Source organism: Tenacibaculum profundi (assembly GCF_052050075.1).
GTDB lineage: Bacteria > Bacteroidota > Bacteroidia > Flavobacteriales > Flavobacteriaceae > Polaribacter.
This window is the reverse complement of sequence record NZ_CP197225.1, coordinates 3,311,594-3,331,464: the sequence shown is the minus strand read 5'-3', so window position 1 is coordinate 3,331,464 and position 19,871 is coordinate 3,311,594. Positions and strand designations below refer to the sequence as shown.

Here is a 19,871-nt window from a genome sequence, read left to right as displayed (position 1 = left end):
GAATATAAAATATATCCCGATTTTATATATCGTAAAGGAAGGAAAAAAGTATTGAGTAAGATTCTAGAAAAAGATTCAATTTACAAGACCGATTTTTTCAAAAAGAGATATGAATATCAAGCTAGAAAAAATTTAACTTCAGAACTTATCAAACTAAATTAAAAAAGGTAAAAAAATTACTAAAATGATTAATTCAATTCTAAAAATTCAGTCAAATTCTATCTTATAATTACAACAAGAAAACTAATTAATCAACTTAAAAATACTAGCTTTTTTTTTGTAAAATTGTAAGCCCTATTCTAATTTGCTCATAAGGTATTTTTTCTCCTAAAAACTCAAAATAAGGTTTTAAAGCAACTTCACCTTTCAAAACTTTTTTGGCATTAACAATTTCTTTTAAAACATCTGGTGTTATAAACTTATTCAGGTTAATGTCTTTCCCTTCAAGATATAGTTTAGATAAATGAGAAAAAATAGTGGTTGACTTTAAATTCCTTTTCATAGCTATTTCTTCAACGGTTAAGCCTTCCGTATATAATTTATAAGTTTCTAAAGTAGTATCCTTTCTCTTCTTTTTCTTTTCATTTAAAAAATTTTTAATTTCTTCCATGAATTCTCCTCCATAAACCTCAAGCTTTCGTTCTCCCACTCCACTTATAGATAAAAATTCGTTATCTGTTATTGGCCTAACTTTTTCTATTTCTCTTAAAGTAGCGTCACTAAAAACTAAATAGGCTGCTATATCCTCTTCTTTAGATATTTGATAACGAAGCTGCCTTAATCTTTCAAATAACGTATTATCTGAACGTTCTTTTTTAATTCTTTTAACAACATTTTCTTCCTTTTTAATTACAACAGGACTCGTTAGTTTTATTTTTTCTCCTTCAAAAAGTACTTTCTTTGAAAATTCGGTAAGGTGTAACGCATTATTCAAATGAAATGCTATTTGACAATATCCTTGGTTCATTAATTGAATTAAATAATGCTGCCAATCTCTCCATGAAATCTCTTTACCAACTCCATATGTTTTTAATAATTGGTAGTTCTTATCAATAACGGTAGCGTTTTGCGCTCCCCTTAACACATCAATAACAATTCCCATAGCTTCTTTACCTTTTAATCTATAAATGGCAGATAATGCTTTTTGTGCAATTAATGTACCATCAAAAAACTTTGGAGGATTCTTACATACATCGCAATTATTACAATTTTCTTCTACAAGTTCTCCAAAATAATTTAACAAAATTTTTCGTCGACAGTCAGTAGCTTCTGCAAACTGTTTCATTCGTTCTAGTTTGGCCTCTTGTACCTCTTTATTTCCAGTATTTTCTATAAATTTCCTTAATTGAATAACGTCGGCATAACTATGAAAAAGTAAAGCCTCTGAAGGTAGTCCATCTCTTCCTGATCTTCCAATTTCTTGGTAATACCCCTCTATATTTTTTGGCATATTGTAATGAATAACCCACCTTACATTAGACTTATCTATTCCCATTCCAAACGCTATTGTAGCACAAACAACTTCTACATCATCTTTTATAAAAGCTTCTTGTGCTTCGGCTCTTTTTTCAAAAGAGAGCCCCGCATGGTAGGCAATGGCAACAATATTACTGCTTTTAAGCTTTTCTGTTAGTTGTTCAGTAGTTTTTCTACTTAAACAATAAATAATTCCACATTGATTTGATCTGTCCTTTATAAAATTAATAATTTGTTTTACCCTATCATTTGCTGATCTAACTTCTAAAGTTATGTTCTCTCTGTTAAAAGAGCTAATAAATCGTGTTGCATGAGGAATTGCTAATTGATTTAAAATATCTTCTTGTGTTGCTCGATCTGCTGTAGCTGTTAATGCTACTATAGGAATGTCTGGTAAACTTTTTTTCAAAAACCCCAACTGCTTGTATGAAGGCCGAAAATCATGCCCCCAAGAAGAAATACAATGCGCTTCATCAATCGCAATACAGCTTACATACGTTTGATTAAGTATATTTTGTAGCAGCGGTAAACTTTCTGGGGCTACATATAAAAGTTTAATAACACCTTTTGCAATCCCGTCAAAAACCTGTTCATGTTCTTGCGGTAATTGACTACTATTAAAATATGCTGAAGAAATACCATTTGCTCTTAAACTATCTACTTGATCCTTCATCAAAGCAATTAAAGGAGATATTACAATCGTTATTCCTTTAAAAAACAACGCTGGTAATTGATAACAAATGGACTTACCTCCTCCTGTAGGCATAATAACCAAAGTATCTCTTTTCGCAAGAATATTTTCAATAATTTTTTGCTGTTTTAATCTAAAACTGTCGTACCCGAAGTTAGCTTTAAGCTTTAATAATAATTCTTTTTCTTTAATCTCTGACATAGCGCAAAAATAGTTTAAAAAAACAGTATCGTAAATCAATTATTGATATTGATACTAAAAATTCTAAAGTTTATTTCTTGTAAGAAATAACAAAAAATATTTTTTATGCAAATTAATCTTAACTTCCTATAATGAGTCCTGAAAATCAATTTTATTCGTAATGAAAGTAGTAGTTGCTCCATAAACGATAAGTTGATTTAAAAAAGACTGAAGTTCATCTAAATCTTTAACTATAACTTTTAGGTGCACATTATATTCTCCCATAATGTTTAAAGCTTCTTGTACTTCTGAATAGTTTTGAACCTCTTTAAACAACAAAGATAATTTTCCCTCATGGGCTTTCACAAGTACCACGGCCTGCAAACCATACCCTAGCAATTTGTGATTCAACCTTATAGTATACTTTTCAATTATTCCTAAATCTTCTATTTTTTGAATTCGCTCCCTGACAGCAGAAGACGATAACTTAACTTCCCTTCCTATTTCTGCATAGGACATTCTTGCATGTTGTTCTAAAATTGAAATAATTTTTAAATCAATATTATCAACCATCGATTTTATTTTTTTTGATAAAGATAAACTTTATTTCAAAGGTAAAAGAAGCTTTAAAACTTAAAATCCATTTCACAAATACCACAATGCTTACGAATTTTGTGCTTTATTAAAATCTTATTATTTATATGCTAAACAGTACCACTAAATCTATTTCTAAAAACATAAAGCTACCCACGATAAATGATGTGCAAAATGCAAGTAATATATTAGCGCCTATAATACAACAAACGCCCTTACTTTATTCTCCACTTTTCGACAAAAAATATGGAATTAAGTTATACTTAAAATGCGATAATTTAACTCCGATTGGAGCTTTTAAAATACGAGGTGCTTTTTATGCATTACATTCTTTATCTCAAAAACAAAAAACAAAAGGTGTTGTTGCTTTTTCTACAGGAAATCATGCTCAAGCATTGGCTTACTCTGGTAATTTACTCAAAATACCCGTTACCATAATTATGCCTAAATCTGCTCCTAAAATAAAAATTGAAAACACAAAAAATTTTGGTGCAAATGTTATATTATTTGACCCTAAAAACGAAAATCGAGAAGAAATTGCGAAAAAATATGTACTAGAAAAAAAACTAACTTTAATACACCCTTATGATGATTTTCATGTGATTGCAGGACAAGGAATATCAGGATTAGAGTGCGCAATGCAATTAAGAGATAAAAAAATTAACCCAGATCAGTTTTATATTCCTGCTTCAGGAGGAGGACTTTTAAGTGGTTTTTCATTAAGTACTGATCTATTTTTCAAAAATGCTGACTTAATAGGAGTTGAATCAAGCGCCAATCGTTGCTGGGCTGCGTCTTTAGATAAAGGAACAAGAGTAAAAACAGCAGTAAATGAGCAATCAATTTGTGATGCTATCATGCCTCCAAATCCAATACCTGGCATACTTCCTTGGGAAATTTTAAAAAATAAAATAGCTCACATAGCCTGTGTAAATGATAATGATGCCTTAATGGGAATCGCTTGTGCTATGAAATACTTTGGAATTGTTTTAGAGCCTAGTGCCGCTTGTAGTCTTGGAATTATCTGTAAAACACATAAAAAACTAACAGGTAAAACCGTAATTGCTGTGGCAAGTGGACGAAATGTAGACTCAAAAATACTGAATCAATCATTAACTTTTTATAATCAAGTATAATAATGAGAAATACACCATCAATTATACCCTTTGAATGGATTAATAATAATATTACTTTGAGTATTGACTTGTTACCTATAATGGAAGAAGCTTTTAGTCTTCTAAATAAAAATGAAGTAGTCATTCCTTCAATTCAACAAATCCCTATGCAAGAAATAAACTCTCAAGTATGCGTTAAATCTGCTTATTATCCAAAGTATCCATATTACGTAGTTAAAATTGCAGGAAATTTCCCAAATAATCGGCAAATAAATGAAAAAACATCTCAAGGTTGTATGTGTTTGTTTTCCTCTAAAACTGGCAAATTAGATACAATTATAGATGATAGTGGAGTTTTAACGCAGTTAAGAACCGCTGCCTCTGGGGCGCTTGCAGCATATTATTTTGCTCCTAAAAAAGTTACTAAAGTGGCTGTAATCGGTGCTGGTCTTCAAGCAAATATGCAATTAGAAGCCCTACAATTAGTGTGTGATTACTCTAGCGTTGCTATTTATAGTAGAACTTTTAAACGCTCTGTAGAATTAGCCACATCTTTTGAAAATAAGCTTCAAATTAAAAGCAAAGCCTATAATTCTGCGGCAAAAGCAGTTGAAAATGCTGACATTATAATTACCGCAACCAGTGCCACAAAACCTATTTTAAACGCTGCTATGATAAATAAAAATAAACCAACATTAATCATAGCTATGGGAGCAGATGCTCCTACCAAAAATGAGCTATCTACTGATTTATTTTCAATTGCTGATCGATTTATATGTGATTTAAAATCACAATCTTTAGAGCTTGGTGAGTTAAGATCTGTTTTAAAGGACAGCTCTGTAAATCTATCAAAAGTTGAAGAATTTAGTGACGCTTGCATTCAAAAAAAAATTAGAAAAAAAACCGATAATCTAATAATATGCGACCTTACTGGGGTAGGAATTCTTGATCTGTCCATTGCAATGTATACAAAGAAAGTTTATCATAATAGTGCGTCTTCGTAGTACTGCTTTTTTATTCATCATAAAATTAGGGTGAATTGATTAAACTAAAAAAGGAGCATTTAAGCATTAATGCTCCTTTCTCATAAAAGAACATCAAACTAAAGCATTTTCCCCTTTAATTTTCTTTATAAAATTAGGTACTCCACTAATTCCAAATTTATCTAATTCTTTAATAAATGCTGACCCAATAATAGCTCCGTTAGCATACTCACAGGCCGAAGTAAAGCTTTTATTATCTGAAATACCAAATCCAATAATCAAATGACTTTTTAAATTCATATTCTTTATTCGCTTAAAATAAGATAATTGATCATCAGACATTTCACCCTTTGCTCCTGTAATAGAGGCAGAGGCAACGACATAAATAAATGTATCAGTTAATTGATCAATTTTTCGAATACGCTCCTCTGATGTATGAGGTGTTATTAAAAACACATTACTTAAACCATATTTATCAAAAAGTGATTGGTAATGATTTTCATATTCAATCATTGGTAAATCTGGTAAAATTAAAGTATCAATACCACAAGCTTTTACACGTTTACAAAAAGCTTCCTCGCCATACTTTATAATTTGATTTACATACCCCATCAACACCAATGGCGTCTTATTAGTCTCATTAATTCTTTCTAATTGATCAAAGACAACATCTAAATTCATTCCATTTTTCAAAGCTACGGAACTACTATGTTGAATTGTTGGACCATCAGCTATAGGATCAGAATAAGGTAAACCTACTTCAATAAAATCAACTCCTGCACTATTAAGCTCATGAATTATTTTATCAGAATCATTTAGATTTGGAAAACCAGCTGTAAAAAAGATGGATAATAAATTGTGTGTTTTTTGATTAAATAACTTCTGTAGTGTATTCATTATTATTTCTTCTTTATTTATCTAAGTGTTGTATATATGTCTCTAAATCTTTATCACCTCTTCCTGATAAATTTATCACTATTGTATTGTATTTAGACAAATCCATTTTTGGCAATACAGCAAGTGCGTGTGCTGTTTCCAAAGCAGGAATAATTCCTTCTATTTTTGTCAATTCATATGCTGCTTGCAGAGCTTCTTTATCCGTAGCATTCATAAATTTGGCCCTTTTACTTTCATGTAAAAACGCATGCAACGGTCCAACACCTGGATAATCCAAACCTGCCGAAATTGAATAAGGTTCAACTATTTGTCCATAGTCATCTTGCATTAAAATAGTTTTACTTCCATGAATAACTCCTACTTCACCTAATTGCGACGTAGCAGCACTTTCTCCTGAATTAACACCTAATCCAGCAGCTTCCACTGCAATTAATTCAACTTTATCATTATTCAAATAGTGATAAAAAGCACCTGCCGCATTACTTCCGCCTCCAACACAGGCTATAATGGCGTCAGGGTTTTCATTACCTGTTTGATCCTTTAATTGTATTTTTATTTCTTCTGAAATTATTGCCTGTAGTCTAGCTACCATATCAGGATAAGGATGCGGCCCAACAACAGAACCTATCAAATAATAAGTCTCCGGATGCTGTATCCAATATCTAATTGCTTCATTTGTGGCATCTTTAAGAGTTTTACTTCCACTAGTAGCTGGAATAATTCTTGCTCCTAACATCTTCATCCTAGCAACATTAGGTGCTTGACGTTTAATATCCGTTTCTCCCATAAAAACAACACATTCTAATCCCATAAGAGCACAAACAGTAGCTGTCGCTACTCCATGCTGACCAGCTCCAGTTTCTGCTATGATTTTTGTTTTTCCTAAGTATTTTGCTATCAGGATTTGACCTATAGTATTATTAACTTTATGAGCTCCTGTGTGATTTAAATCCTCTCTTTTAAGATAAACAGTCGTATTGTATTTTTCTGAAAGACGTTTTGCATGATATAACGGACTTGGCCTACCTACATAATGCTTTAATAAATCTTTATATGCTTCTTGAAACTCTGATGAATTGATAATTTGAATATAATTATCTTTTAATTCTTTTACATTTGGGTATAAGAGTTCTGGAATAAAAGCCCCACCAAACTGCCCATAATATCCATTATTATCAGGTTGAAATTTCATAATTCTTTTTTTATTTGTTTTATAAACTCTTTTAACTTTTTAATTGATTTTTCTCCTGGTTGAATTTCAAATCTACTATTTACATCTAGAGCAACGCATTGTTTGGCCTGTGGCAATTTTATAAACGCTTTTATCGCATCTAATTCCTCTAATCCTATTCCTCCACTTAAAAAATATGGAGTCTTAGAATTATAATTAGCTAATACCTTCCAATCAAAAGAGACACCATTGCCCCCTTTCTCTTTACCCTTTGTGTCAAATAAGAAATAATTTACTTTACCTTCATAGGGCTCTAGCATTGTAAAATCAAATGTATCTTTAACACTAAAAACCTTTATAATTTCTGTATTAGGTAAATACTTTCTTATTTCTTCTATATAATCAGTAGATTCTTCTCCATGAAACTGTAATAAAGATAATTTATATTCTTCTGCTAGTGATACTACGATTTCTATATATTCATTTACGAAAACGCCTACCCGCTTAATTCTTTTATCTATGTCTGGAATAATTCCTTCAAAATTTCTTTTTGATTTTTCATAAAAAATAAAGCCTAAATAATCTGGTTTCAATATGGCAACCTGCTTTATATTTTCTACATACTTCATTCCACAAACTTTCAGCTTCATAGGTATATTATTCATTTATTTATCTAATTTGACTTATAAATTCGTGACAGGCAAGTCCTGGATTATCTGTTTTCATAAAATTTTCTCCGATTAGAAAACCTTGAAACCCGTATTCTTTAAGTCCTGTTATAATTCGTGGGTCAGATATCCCACTTTCAGAAACTTTTACCGCACTATCTGGAATCTGATTAGCCAAGTCGATAGAATGCTCGAGATCGACTTCAAACGTTTTCAAATTTCGATTATTAATTCCTATAATTTTACCATCTAAGTCTGAAATTTTATCTAAATCTTCTTGTGTATGTACTTCATACAAAACTTCTAATCCTAAATCAGAAGCTAATTGACCATAATCCTTTATTTCTTTTTTAGATAAGCATGTTGCTATAAGTAATATTGCATCTGCTCCAATCGCCTTTGCTTCAACAATTTGAAAACCGTCAACTACAAAATCTTTACGTAATATTGGTGTTTGTTGATTGATCGTCCTTGCTTCCATTAGGTCTGTCATAGATCCTCCAAAAAATGAAGTATCCGTTAAAATTGATTGTGCTGCAACTCCTGCATCCAGATAACCTTTAGTAACCTCTAGAACAGAAACATCATTATTTATAATTCCTTTGGATGGTGATTGTCTTTTAAATTCCGCTATAATTCCTGTAGAAAATTTGGTTATTAATCCCTCTTTTAAGGAAAATTGTGCTTTTTTAAAATTAGGGCTTTCTACTAGTTTTTTTACTGGTACTTCTGCTTTAATTTTAGCTACTTCTTTTTTTTTAAAAGCTACTATTTTGTCAAGTATTGTCATTTTTTAATTGTTAACTTTCAATCTATGCCTACTATCTAATACTTTAATCTTATCGAAATAAAACGTAATTTAAAACCTTAAATAATAGTACTTCTATCAATTCATTATTAATTTTTCTAAACATTTTTTTGCTTTTAAGCCAAATAACGAGTCTTTTGCTTCCTCAAATGCATCCTCAAATGTTTTTTGTTTATTCATAATTTTTAAAGCATATGCAGCATTTGTAAGAACAACATTATTTTGTGCCTTTGTTCCTTCACCATTTAAAATAGCTTTAAAAATTTTAACGGCATCTTTAACCGAATTACCTCCGTGTATGTCAGACTGTTTCAATCTAAACATGTTTAAATCCGAAGGTTTAATAAGCTGTTCCCCATCTTTTGAGAATAATTTAAACTCTCCTGTTAAAGAAATTTCATCATAACCATCTAAAGAATGTACAATGGCATAATTTGATTTCTCCTCTTGTAAAATATAATTATACAACCTTGCAACCTCTAAATCAAAGGTACCTAAAAACTGATTTTGAGGACTACTAGGGTTTACCAAAGGTCCTAATATGTTAAAGAAAGTTTTTAATTTTAAACTTTTTCGAACAGGGCCAACAGCTTTCATTGCTGGATGAAATTTTGGAGCATGAAGAAAACAAATATTTGCTCTTTCCAAATGAGACTTTAGTATTTGCTCATCATTTGTAAACTCATAACCAAAACTTTCTAGCATATCCGAAGAACCTGATTTTGATGAAACTGAGTAATTTCCATGCTTTGCTACTTTCTGACCAGTTCCAGCGACGACAAAAGATGTTAATGTCGAAATATTAAAAGTATCTTTACCATCGCCCCCTGTTCCTACAATATCTATCGTATTATAAGCTGAAAAATCAACTTTTACGGCTAAATCTAATAATGCATTTCTAAAGCCAGCTAACTCATCTACAGTAATTGGACGCATCATATAAACAGTCAAAAATGATGCTAAATGAGCTTCATTATACTTTTCTTGAGAAATATCTAATAATAGGTTCTTGGCCTCTAACTTTGAAAGCTTTTTATTCTCAAATAATTTTTCAAGGGTTTCTTTCATTATTTAAACTCTTTAAATTAAGCTACAATTTTATTTCTAACACTGGTTATAAAATTACTTACCAACTTTTCTCCCACCTCTGTTAGAATACTCTCTGGGTGAAATTGTACCGCACTTATTTGATATTCTTTATGGCGAATTGCCATGATACCACCTTCTTCATCAATAGCCGTAATTTCCAAAACATTTGGTAAATCCTCTTTTGAAGCAATCCACGAATGATACCTTGCTGCTAGAAATGTTTCTGGAATATCTTGAAAAATAGAAGCCTCTTTTTGCACAACTCTCATTTCTGTTGCTACACCATGAAAAACCTCATTCATATTAAGAATACTTCCTCCAAAAACCTCTGTTATAGCCTGTAAACCTAAACACACTCCAAAAATGGGTATCTTTCCTGCATATCTTGCTATTACCTCTTTTAATATTCCTGCTTCGCTTGGTATTCCTGGTCCTGGCGATAGTATAATTAAATCATAAACTCCGATTTCGTCAATACCGATTTCGTCATTACGATACACATCTGGATATATATCAGTAATTTTTTCAACCATATGAACTAGGTTGTATGTAAACGAATCGTAATTATCTAAAATTAATATTTTCATTGATTTATTTTCTATTTAGTTCTTTTATCTATTAAACTTTTTCCGCTAAAATCAACGCTTTTTTCAAAGCTGCTAATTTATTATTGACTTCTTGTAACTCGCCTTCTTCACTTGAATGAATTACAATCCCTGCGCCAGCTTGATAATATAATACGTTCTTTTTGCTCACGAAAGATCGAATAGCGATAGCTAGATTAACAGCTCCATCTAAACCTATAATGCCAACTGCCCCTCCATAAAATCCTCGAGACTGATTTTCATATGTATCAATTAATTTCATTGCTTTGTATTTGGGAGCTCCACTAAGTGTCCCTGCAGGAAATGTATCTCCTACTATTTTTATTGGATTACCTTTTATCTTACCCTGAACGGTAGATACTAAATGAATAACATGACTAAAATACTGAACTTCTTTAAAAACCTCTACCTCTACATTGTCTGCATGTTTACTTAAATCATTTCGAGCCAAATCTACTAACATAACATGCTCTGCTGTTTCTTTCTTATCTTCAGACAGCTTTTTCCCTAATTTTATATCTTCCACCATATTACCAGTTCTCCTAAAAGTTCCTGCAATAGGATTAATCACCGCTTTTCCTTCGTTTATTTTTATTTGTGCTTCTGGAGAAGATCCCATTAACTTAAAACTTCCATAATCAAAATAAAAAAGATATGGTGAGGGATTTATTGATCGTAATGCTCGATATACATTGAAGTCATCTCCTTTAAATTTTTGCTGAAATTGCCTTGATAAAACCAATTGAAAGACATCTCCTCTTTTGCAGTGTTCTTTTGCTTTTTTAACATACTCTTTAAATTCCTCGTTTGAACAATTTGAACTTTCTTCTCCTTCAATTTCAAATTTTTGCGTGTTGTAAAATTGTGCTTCAACGATAGTCTCTATTTCTTTAATACTAGATTCTTCTCCCTCCTCTATATTTTCGATTAAGGTAAGCTCATCATTAAAATGATTGATAGCAATGATAAATCTGTAGAAATTATATTGCATCATTGGTATTGAAGAAGGAGCTTGTTTAACATTTAATTTTATCGTTTCAAAATATTGAACACTATCATATGTTGTGTAGCCGTATAGTCCATTAAATGACTTTAATTCTGAAGCGCAATCAAGATCGATTGAATTTGTAAATTCATTAAAAAGGAAATTAAAATTACTTTGAATATTGTTTGAACTTATTTCTACTCCTTTCTTAAAAACAGTAAAATTATCTTTTTCTGCTTTCATTCCAAAAATAGGATCAATACAAATAAATGAAAAGCTTTCCTCTTTACTATGATAATCAGAACTTTCTAGTAATAGTGTATTCGCATAACGGTCCCTTAACCTTAAATATAATCCAACCGGTGTTACCGTATCTGAAAGTTTTTTTTTCGAGACTGTTCTTAATTTTATTTTTTCCATCTTTATTTATTGTAGCATAAAAAAAGGCTTATCGTGAGATAAGCCTTTTTTTATATTTATTATATAGAGGATGCGCTCACTTAATTTGAGTTAAGAGAGTTCCACCACCATATGTTGTTTTGTATCATCATTGAATTACAAATTTATAATAGATTTTTTATTTTACAAATTTTATCTGACTTTTATTTTTTAATTGTTTCTTATGAATCAAATTGGTACCATCGATAAAAACATAAAATAATACATCCTGTCAGGATAACACCTAGGTAAGATGCAACTTTAAATTTACTTTTAAAAATCAAAATAATTTAAGTGCTCCCTATATTTATCAGTTCTCATATTTACTCCTCCACATGTAATGGTTAATGTATTGTTAATTGCGACTTCATATACTGTTTAGATTTTATATAAAATATTACTGCTCCAGAAGCAGACTCTACCATCACATATAAAATTCTTCAAAAAAAATTTTACACGCTAAAAAAGTATCTCTAGCTGTTGTTATAAAAGTTTCTATCTCATATTCCTGAGCTCTTTCAAGAGCCATAAAAGCAATTTTCTTTGCACCAAAGCTGTTTATCTCTTGTAGTAATTTATTTCAATTCAACTAATCTCCCTTAAAAGAAGCTACTCCTTCTGTTTAAGCAACAACCACTTTAACTTTATTTCAATTATTTCTTTGCATCCCCTCAAGAAGAATACCCTAAAAACACAATCTTCTAAAGCAACCACAACTTTATTTGGCCCTTTCATACTTTAACGCATTCATCTATTATTAAAGAATGCCCTTTCCAAAACAAAGGATTGTCAAAAGATGAAATATATGGTATATTTAATTTTTCTGGTATTTTTAATACATATTTATGCGTTTCAACTCAATTTACTCTAAAAAATTCAATATCTACTTCAAACAACTGTATTTTTGAAATAATACAGGTAGAAGTTATTTTAAGAATATAAAGAGACACTTTAATTTCTACTATATTTGCTGAATATGCAACAAAACAATTAGCATTCCCTCCGAATGTTGCCATTACTTCATTCAAGACTTTATCCTTTAGATCCCCTTTAAAAACTCCATATTCCTTATGCTATATGATCCGTAAAACTGGTAGCATTCCTTTTTATAATATGCATTAGGGTCAAAAATTTCACTAAACTGAAAAGACTTATATAAAAGAGTCTTTACATTATAGTTATACTGATTCAAAAATTTTAAAAACTCATTATTAAACTTTTAACTTGCCTCATTTTAAGGAAGTACATAGTATTTTTTTCGTCAAATCTTTAATAGAATCATATTTGAGATGGACTGAAAAAACAAGCTACTAGTTCTATGGTGAGGTTGTACCCATTTAAGAGAAAACTGATTATTAAAACTTAACAAAGTACTTATATCTGATTCTATAAGCTATTTAGAATGTTTTTCTTTTTTCTTATAAAATAGTCTCTTAATGAAAAGTTTACATATTACATTGAGTTTATAAAAAAAGACAACTATAGTTAATAATTTAAACAAAAAAAGTATTAAAAGTTTTAATATATAATCAAAAAACGAAAAACAATTTAAATAATTAAACTATTAATGTTTATTTGTACTATCAATTTAAATAACTAGGTAAATATAAAATTTATAATTATGTGTGGAATCGTGTGTGCTTTCGATCTAAAGGATAAATCAGAGGTTTTGAGACCTCAAATACTAGAAATGGCTAAAAAAATTAGACATAGAGGTCCGGACTGGAGCGGAATATATAGTGATAATAAAAGTATTTTAGCTCATGAGCGCTTAGCTATCGTAGACCCAACATCTGGTCAACAACCTTTATTCAGTAAAGATAGGAGATTTGTTTTAGCTGCAAACGGTGAAATATATAATCATAAAGAAATAAGAAAACAGCTTAAAAACGAGCATGATTTTTTAACGAAATCAGACTGTGAAGTAATTATAGCTTTATATAAAGAAAAGGGAGAACACTTTTTAGACGATTTAAATGGAATTTTTGGCTTTGCTGTTTACGATACTGCAACCGATGAATATTTAATAGCTAGAGATCATATGGGGGTTATTCCTCTTTATATGGGCTGGGATAAAAAAGGTACTTTTTATGTGGCCTCTGAATTAAAAGCATTAGAAGGCTACTGTAATAAAATTGAGGTATTTCCTCCTGGACACTATTATACAAGAGAAGGTGGTTTACAAAAATGGTATTCAAGAGACTGGATGGAATTTGAGGCTGTAAAGAATAACCAAACTCATATTGATGAGTTACGTGATGCTCTAGAAGCTGCAGTTCATAGGCAACTAATGAGTGATGTACCATATGGTGTTTTATTATCAGGCGGATTAGATTCTTCGATAACCTCTGCAATAGCAAAAAAATATGCAGGAAAAAGAATAGAGTCAGGTGACAAAGATGAAGCTTGGTACCCTCAACTACACTCTTTCTCTATAGGTTTAGAAGGTTCACCCGATTTAGCAGCTGCTAAAAAGGTCTCTGAACATATTGGAACAATACATCATGAAATTACTTTCACTATCCAAGAAGGTTTAGACGCTATCAGAGATGTAATTTATCATTTAGAAACTTACGATATTACAACTATACGAGCTTCTACACCAATGTACTTAATGGCAAGAGTAATTAAATCTATGGGAATCAAAATGGTATTGTCAGGAGAAGGTGCAGATGAAATTTTTGGCGGCTACTTGTACTTTCATAAAGCACCTAATGCTCAAGAATTTCATGATGAAAATGTTCGTAAATTAGATAAACTATATCAGTATGATTGTCTAAGAGCCAATAAAAGTTTAATGGCTTGGGGTATTGAAGGAAGAGTACCATTCTTAGATAAAGAATTTATGGATGTAGCTATGAGAATCAATCCTGAAGATAAAATGATTAATGGTGAACGAATGGAAAAATGGGTTTTAAGAAAAGCTTTTGAAAGCTATTTACCTGAAAGTGTTGCTTGGAGACAAAAGGAACAGTTTTCTGACGGTGTTGGATACAGTTGGATTGACACATTGAAAGAGGTTGTTGAAAAAGCTGTAACCGATGAGATGATGAGAAGTGCTGAACACCGTTTTCCTATTCAGACACCAAGAGCAAAAGAAGAATATTATTACCGCTCTATTTTTGAAGAGCATTACCCTAGCAATACCGCTTCATTGACTGTTCCTTCTGTGCCGTCAATTGCCTGCAGTACACCTACTGCCTTAGCGTGGGATGCTAGTTTCAAAAACGTAAATGAACCTAGTGGACGTGCGATTTCCACTGTTCATGAAGATTCTTATTAAATTCTTGAAATTTTATAGGTTTTTAAATTGTAAAAGACTGCTTATTAGGCAGTCTTTTTTATGGAAACTCTTTGAAAAATTATCAAGAAAATTAAGCACATGTCTTTTCATCTTTCAATAGACGTATTAAAACCTCTATCTTTTTCACCAAAGTTTTATAAAATAAATCTTGATCTATTTCTGTATAAGTATCCAGAGATCTAGAATTTTCAGTTTGTTTGTCAAAATATTTTAAAGCTCTATCGCAGATTTCTTCGTCCTTTGTTTTAAAATAAGAAAGCATTCCACTTGGCACAAAAAGGGCTCTTTCATACTCATTACAAATCAACACGTTATTATTTACTAATAGTAGTTCATTTTGGTAAAGCCTATAGTTATTATTTGATAATACCGCTTTACTTACAATTTCCTTCAATACTATTTTTAAAGAATCACACAATATAATTGCTTCTTTTACAGCTATCTTTCCTTTCTTAAAAAAAATATAGACCTGTTTTAATAAACTATTAATTGTGGTTATATCCCATATTTCCGATACAGACACTTGATTATACAAGCCTATTAAATCGTTTATTACCTGAACAGTAGAGAGTTTTGGATAGAACTTATGGAAGGGGGTACTATCCTTATCTTTGCTAAATGAATTGAGCCAAAGATAAATTTTAAACCGACATAGTTCTTTTGATTTTAATAAATGAAAAACAGGAATGTCTTTAGCGGAATAAAATACTTTAGCTGTTTTTTTATTAAGTATTTTTTTTAATGACTTGTAAGAACCTTTAAGATATTCTTCCAATTGATTTTCGTTATGTATTTGGGGGGTTCTTTGTATAGAAATAAAACCATGATTAGCCTGACCAAATAGCGAATCTAACGACAAACCAAAATAATTAGCCAATAAAACACTTTCATCTAAAGAAATTTTACTTTTCAAACTAGCCCTTCTATGTGCTGCATCATAACTTATATCCAGAGCCTTTGAAATTTCTTCTATGATTGACTTTGATGCGTTTTTTTTTCTGATTTGACTTAGTAAAAGGTCTTGAAACATAAAATGATAAATTTTGAATTAAAACCAAAAAAACAAAGCCTTTGAAGCTTTTACTTCAAAGGCTTTATTTTATAAGTGTTACTTAGTTATTAATTTGGAGAAACATAAAAAGGACTTAAAGCTACTGTTGCATTTTTTCTTGCCCCACAATAATCTCGATATTCTTTATATTTTTCAATGGTATAAAAAGAGTCAACATAATCGTCATTATTAGTATACCAGTCATTTGGCATAGCTTGAATAATTGCTCCAGCTACTTGTCCTAAAACTCCAATCCATGGTTGGGTTGATACAGTACCTACTATTTGAAAGACTCCATTGACAATAGTAGTTACTAAGTTTTTATAATTTATATTATCGTCTTTTTCAAATAACTGAATATTCGCTGCTTGATATTTGTAATCATCCCAAAAAAGTAATATTTGATTTGGATAATAATCTGTTTCATCATAATCCAAATAATACATAGGAATCACTTTTATTTCAGGCTTATTTCCACCATCTTTTATACCTGATGTTATCGCGTATATTTCAGCTGCTCCTGAAATCCATGGCTCTTCATCGTTATTTAATCTGATTTTATCAAGTTTCGTTGTTTCTAATGCATTTTTTCCTGAAAACATCTTGTTCAACTCTGCATCACTCTTATTAAACCTCTGATTTTGAACACCTTCTTCCCTCAGATATTTATTCATATGGTAAACTTCTTTTTTTAGAGCTTCATAGCCATTTGTTTCAATAACAATTACAGGCCTATCTGGTGCTTTTTTTGCATCTAAAATAACCTCTTCTTTATCAAGTGTATAAGCAACCAAATGCTCCCAATTTTTCTCATCTCCTTCTGGTGAAAAAGAAAATAAAACGTTGGATAAGTTTTTTCTTTTTTGAGGATTATGTAACCAAACTTCTAAAATCTCAATCTTTTCTGGGGCTTTTTTAGAAGAAGCTTTCTTCTCTAAACTGGTTGATTGTTTAAGAAGCTTCTGATATGCTTTTTCATCATTAACATAAGACGCTGATTTTTTAAGTATTTTAGATAGCAAAACACTTGGTTTTTGATTATTAAGTGCATTTAAAGTTTCATTTTTAAACGCATCATTTTTCATCAACGTAATAAGGTTAAAAGCAATTTCTTTTTTATTAATACTAATTGAATTTTGTTGCTCATCTTGTGTAACGATTTCTGAAGATTCATTGTTGCAACTAACAAAGATCATAGAAGTCAAAAGACCTCTAAATAAAAATTGAAGGGTTTTCATTTAATTCTAATTTAGGTTATTATATTCAAGAAGAAAATTATAAAACAAAGAAATAACAACCAAAAAAAAAGTTGTTTTTTTAAACAAAAACTAACAAAAAAATAGATATGAAAAAAAAATAACAACATTAAGCCATAAAAATTATTTTTTTTACAAAAAAAAGAGGTCAACTGTTTTTTTTTAAGATTTATTATTTTTTAAAAACAAGGTCTTTTTAGCTACTATTCCACTACTTCTTTTTTTTTTAAAATAAAAAACACTGTTAAATAGCTTATTTAATCATTTTAAGTGGTTTTAAAGGACTTTTTTGAAAAACAACATATTTTGTATTTTGACAAAATAAAGCCTCTTAAAAACTTTATTTTAAGAATCAAAAAATGTAAATTTGTATGTTAAATTGATTATCATTTTGATAATCTTTTTTGGGGGATTTCACATAATTTACTTTTCGTAGGAATAAAACTCTTATTCCATTAAGTTATTGTCATCCCAAAAAGTATAAGAAAAAAATAGAAATAAAAACTCAATAGTATGAGCGAAGAAAAAAAGCACAATTATTCTGCCGATAGTATTCAGGCGCTTGAAGGAATGGAGCATGTACGAATGCGTCCTTCGATGTATATTGGAGATGTTGGAGTTCGTGGTCTACACCATTTAGTATATGAAGTTGTTGACAACTCTATCGATGAAGCACTTGCAGGTCATTGTGACGAGATTTCTGTTGATATAAATGAAGATAATTCAATTACGGTCAGAGACAATGGAAGAGGAATCCCTGTGGGGCTTCATAAAAAAGAAGGAGTATCTGCTCTTGAAGTAGTTATGACCAAAATTGGAGCTGGAGGTAAATTTGATAAAGATTCTTATAAAGTATCTGGTGGGTTACACGGTGTCGGTGTATCCTGTGTAAATGCCTTGTCTGATCACTTAAAGGCAACCGTACATAGGGATGGTAAAATATGGGAACAAGAATACGAAAGAGGTAAAACATTATACCCAGTTAAGACCGTTGGTGGTACTGACAAAACAGGTACTGAAGTAACTTTCTTACCAGACAAAAGTATCTTTCAACAAACTACCGAGTATAATTATGACACCTTAGCCGCTCGTATGAGAGAGCTCGCATACCTTAATAAAGGTATTACTGTTGTTTTAACAGATAAAAGAGAGAAGGACGATGAAGGGAATTATCTTTCCGAAACTTTTTATAGCACAGAAGGACTATCAGAATTTGTCAAGTTTCTAGACAGTACTAGAGAACAATTGACTTCTGATGTTATTGCAATGGAAGGAGAAAAAAATGGAATTCCGGTAGAAGTTGCCATGGTTTATAATACATCGTATTCAGAAAACCTTCATTCTTATGTAAACAATATAAATACGCATGAAGGAGGAACGCATCTTTCTGGTTTTCGTCGTGGTCTAACACATACCTTGAAAAAATACGCTGATGAGTCCGGATTGTTAAAAAATGTAAAATTTGAAATTTCAGGTGATGATTTTCGTGAAGGGTTAACAGCAATTGTATCTGTAAAAGTTGCAGAGCCTCAATTTGAGGGTCAGACAAAAACGAAATTAGGTAACCGTGAAGTGACCTCAGCCGTTTCTCAAGCAGTTGCTGAAATGTTGAATGACTTTCTGGAGGAAAACCCTAACGATGCCAAAACCATTGTACAAAAAGTAATTTTAGCAGCCCAGGCTAGACACGCTGCTAAAAAAGCACGTGAAATGGTTCAGCGAAAAACAGTGATGAGTATTGGCGGACTTCCTGGTAAATTATCAGATTGTTCTGAAACAGATCCTGCAACTTGTGAGATATTTTTAGTAGAGGGAGACTCGGCAGGTGGTACTGCTAAACAAGGTAGAGATAGAAATTTTCAAGCCATATTACCTTTAAGAGGTAAAATTTTAAATGTGGAAAAAGCAATGCAACACAAAGTTTTTGAAAATGAAGAAATCAAAAATATGTTTACCGCATTAGGAATTACCATCGGTACTGAAGAAGATCCCAGAGCTTTAAATTTATCCAAGCTTCGTTATCATAAAGTCGTAATTATGTGTGACGCCGATGTTGATGGCTCTCACATTGCTACTTTAATTTTAACATTCTTTTTCCGTTATATGAGAGAAATGGTTGAACAAGGCTATATTTATATTGCGACGCCACCATTATATCTTGTAAAAAAAGGGCAGAAGAAAGAATATGCCTGGGATGATAACCAGCGTGATCTAATTGTTCAAAAGCTAGGTGGAGGTGCTAATATTCAAAGATATAAAGGACTAGGAGAAATGAATGCAGAGCAATTATGGGATACAACTATGAACCCCGAATTCAGAACGCTACGTCAGGTAACCATTGACAATTTAACTGAAGCTGATCGAGTTTTCTCCATGTTAATGGGTGATGACGTTCCTCCTCGAAGAGATTTTATTGAAAAAAATGCTAAATATGCGAATATTGATGCTTAAATAATATTAAAAACCTCAACAAAAATTGAGGTTTTTTTTATATAAGTTTTTTATCTCGTGATATAAATTTTAACTTAAAGATAATTTACTAACCCCTACACCACAATCT

Annotated in this window: 16 protein-coding genes; 4 read left to right on the top strand and 12 right to left on the bottom strand. The window is 31.0% G+C overall.

Annotated elements, in window-relative coordinates:
* Positions 1–265 precede the first annotated feature (265 nt).
* On the bottom strand, positions 266–2,368 hold the full coding sequence (gene recQ / locus ACSIGE_RS13460; RefSeq protein ID WP_440880393.1) for a DNA helicase RecQ: 2,103 nt from the start codon (positions 2,366–2,368) through the stop codon (positions 266–268).
* A gap of 126 nt (positions 2,369–2,494) precedes the next feature.
* A complete protein-coding gene (locus tag ACSIGE_RS13455; RefSeq protein WP_440880392.1) occupies positions 2,495–2,920 on the bottom strand; it encodes an Lrp/AsnC family transcriptional regulator in 426 nt (141 codons plus the stop codon).
* Positions 2,921–3,048: 128 nt separating this feature from the next.
* On the opposite strand from ACSIGE_RS13455, the gene ACSIGE_RS13450 reads away from it, so the two are divergent.
* Positions 3,049–4,077, top strand: coding sequence for a threonine ammonia-lyase (locus tag ACSIGE_RS13450; RefSeq protein WP_440880391.1), 1,029 nt, complete (start codon positions 3,049–3,051; stop codon positions 4,075–4,077).
* Between the two features lie 2 nt (positions 4,078–4,079).
* Positions 4,080–5,060 (top strand): hypothetical protein, encoded by a 981-nt coding sequence (locus ACSIGE_RS13445; protein ID WP_440880390.1) that lies wholly within the window; start codon positions 4,080–4,082, stop codon positions 5,058–5,060.
* A gap of 93 nt (positions 5,061–5,153) precedes the next feature.
* Here the strand turns inward: ACSIGE_RS13445 and trpA are convergent, their stop codons facing one another.
* The 8 genes from trpA to ACSIGE_RS13405 all read right to left on the bottom strand — a co-directional run bounded on the left by trpA (position 5,154) and on the right by ACSIGE_RS13405 (position 12,728).
* Entirely contained in the window at positions 5,154–5,936 is a 783-nt protein-coding gene (gene trpA / locus ACSIGE_RS13440; RefSeq protein WP_440880389.1) for a tryptophan synthase subunit alpha, read from the bottom strand.
* Positions 5,937–5,949: 13 nt separating this feature from the next.
* Positions 5,950–7,128, bottom strand: coding sequence for a tryptophan synthase subunit beta (gene trpB, locus ACSIGE_RS13435; protein ID WP_440880388.1), 1,179 nt, complete (start codon positions 7,126–7,128; stop codon positions 5,950–5,952).
* On the bottom strand, positions 7,125–7,772 hold the full coding sequence (locus tag ACSIGE_RS13430; protein ID WP_440880387.1) for a phosphoribosylanthranilate isomerase: 648 nt from the start codon (positions 7,770–7,772) through the stop codon (positions 7,125–7,127). Before ACSIGE_RS13430 ends, trpB begins: the two co-directional genes overlap by 4 nt.
* Before the next feature lie 4 nt (positions 7,773–7,776).
* A complete protein-coding gene (trpC, locus tag ACSIGE_RS13425) occupies positions 7,777–8,565 on the bottom strand; it encodes an indole-3-glycerol phosphate synthase TrpC (protein ID WP_440880386.1) in 789 nt (262 codons plus the stop codon).
* A gap of 96 nt (positions 8,566–8,661) precedes the next feature.
* Positions 8,662–9,651, bottom strand: a complete 990-nt coding sequence (gene trpD, locus ACSIGE_RS13420) for an anthranilate phosphoribosyltransferase (protein ID WP_440880385.1) — start codon at positions 9,649–9,651, stop codon at positions 8,662–8,664.
* Positions 9,652–9,668: 17 nt separating this feature from the next.
* Positions 9,669–10,259 carry an anthranilate synthase component II gene (locus ACSIGE_RS13415; RefSeq protein WP_440880384.1) on the bottom strand — a complete coding sequence of 197 codons (591 nt, stop codon included), beginning with the start codon at positions 10,257–10,259 and terminating at the stop codon, positions 9,669–9,671.
* 31 nt (positions 10,260–10,290) lie between these two features.
* Positions 10,291–11,682 (bottom strand): anthranilate synthase component I family protein, encoded by a 1,392-nt coding sequence (locus tag ACSIGE_RS13410; RefSeq protein WP_440880383.1) that lies wholly within the window; start codon positions 11,680–11,682, stop codon positions 10,291–10,293.
* Positions 11,683–12,557: 875 nt separating this feature from the next.
* Positions 12,558–12,728 (bottom strand): hypothetical protein, encoded by a 171-nt coding sequence (locus ACSIGE_RS13405; RefSeq protein WP_440880382.1) that lies wholly within the window; start codon positions 12,726–12,728, stop codon positions 12,558–12,560.
* Between the two features lie 593 nt (positions 12,729–13,321).
* On the opposite strand from ACSIGE_RS13405, the gene asnB reads away from it, so the two are divergent.
* Positions 13,322–14,983 carry an asparagine synthase B gene (gene asnB / locus ACSIGE_RS13400; RefSeq protein ID WP_440880381.1) on the top strand — a complete coding sequence of 554 codons (1,662 nt, stop codon included), beginning with the start codon at positions 13,322–13,324 and terminating at the stop codon, positions 14,981–14,983.
* A 91-nt stretch (positions 14,984–15,074) separates the two neighbouring features.
* Here the strand turns inward: asnB and ACSIGE_RS13395 are convergent, their stop codons facing one another.
* A complete protein-coding gene (locus tag ACSIGE_RS13395) occupies positions 15,075–16,034 on the bottom strand; it encodes a hypothetical protein (protein WP_440880380.1) in 960 nt (319 codons plus the stop codon).
* Between the two features lie 89 nt (positions 16,035–16,123).
* Positions 16,124–17,293 carry a DUF3103 family protein gene (locus ACSIGE_RS13390; protein ID WP_440880379.1) on the bottom strand — a complete coding sequence of 390 codons (1,170 nt, stop codon included), beginning with the start codon at positions 17,291–17,293 and terminating at the stop codon, positions 16,124–16,126.
* Between the two features lie 531 nt (positions 17,294–17,824).
* On the opposite strand from ACSIGE_RS13390, the gene gyrB reads away from it, so the two are divergent.
* The gene (gene gyrB / locus ACSIGE_RS13385) at positions 17,825–19,762 is read left to right on the top strand and encodes a DNA topoisomerase (ATP-hydrolyzing) subunit B (RefSeq protein ID WP_440880378.1); all 1,938 of its coding nucleotides are present in this window, start codon (positions 17,825–17,827) and stop codon (positions 19,760–19,762) included.
* The last annotated feature ends 109 nt before the right edge of the window (positions 19,763–19,871 follow it).

What these genes read in the sequence shown, in the direction of transcription:
- recQ (WP_440880393.1), bottom strand. Translation starts at nt 2,368, where the DNA reads ATGTCAGAGATTAAAGAAAAAGAATTATTATTAAAGCTTAAAGCTAAC.
- ACSIGE_RS13455 (WP_440880392.1), bottom strand. Translation starts at nt 2,920, where the DNA reads ATGGTTGATAATATTGATTTAAAAATTATTTCAATTTTAGAACAACAT.
- ACSIGE_RS13450 (WP_440880391.1), top strand. Translation starts at nt 3,049, where the DNA reads ATGCTAAACAGTACCACTAAATCTATTTCTAAAAACATAAAGCTACCC.
- ACSIGE_RS13445 (WP_440880390.1), top strand. Translation starts at nt 4,080, where the DNA reads ATGAGAAATACACCATCAATTATACCCTTTGAATGGATTAATAATAAT.
- trpA (WP_440880389.1), bottom strand. Translation starts at nt 5,936, where the DNA reads ATGAATACACTACAGAAGTTATTTAATCAAAAAACACACAATTTATTA.
- trpB (WP_440880388.1), bottom strand. Translation starts at nt 7,128, where the DNA reads ATGAAATTTCAACCTGATAATAATGGATATTATGGGCAGTTTGGTGGG.
- ACSIGE_RS13430 (WP_440880387.1), bottom strand. Translation starts at nt 7,772, where the DNA reads ATGAATAATATACCTATGAAGCTGAAAGTTTGTGGAATGAAGTATGTA.
- trpC (WP_440880386.1), bottom strand. Translation starts at nt 8,565, where the DNA reads ATGACAATACTTGACAAAATAGTAGCTTTTAAAAAAAAAGAAGTAGCT.
- trpD (WP_440880385.1), bottom strand. Translation starts at nt 9,651, where the DNA reads ATGAAAGAAACCCTTGAAAAATTATTTGAGAATAAAAAGCTTTCAAAG.
- ACSIGE_RS13415 (WP_440880384.1), bottom strand. Translation starts at nt 10,259, where the DNA reads ATGAAAATATTAATTTTAGATAATTACGATTCGTTTACATACAACCTA.
- ACSIGE_RS13410 (WP_440880383.1), bottom strand. Translation starts at nt 11,682, where the DNA reads ATGGAAAAAATAAAATTAAGAACAGTCTCGAAAAAAAAACTTTCAGAT.
- asnB (WP_440880381.1), top strand. Translation starts at nt 13,322, where the DNA reads ATGTGTGGAATCGTGTGTGCTTTCGATCTAAAGGATAAATCAGAGGTT.
- ACSIGE_RS13395 (WP_440880380.1), bottom strand. Translation starts at nt 16,034, where the DNA reads ATGTTTCAAGACCTTTTACTAAGTCAAATCAGAAAAAAAAACGCATCA.
- ACSIGE_RS13390 (WP_440880379.1), bottom strand. Translation starts at nt 17,293, where the DNA reads ATGAAAACCCTTCAATTTTTATTTAGAGGTCTTTTGACTTCTATGATC.
- gyrB (WP_440880378.1), top strand. Translation starts at nt 17,825, where the DNA reads ATGAGCGAAGAAAAAAAGCACAATTATTCTGCCGATAGTATTCAGGCG.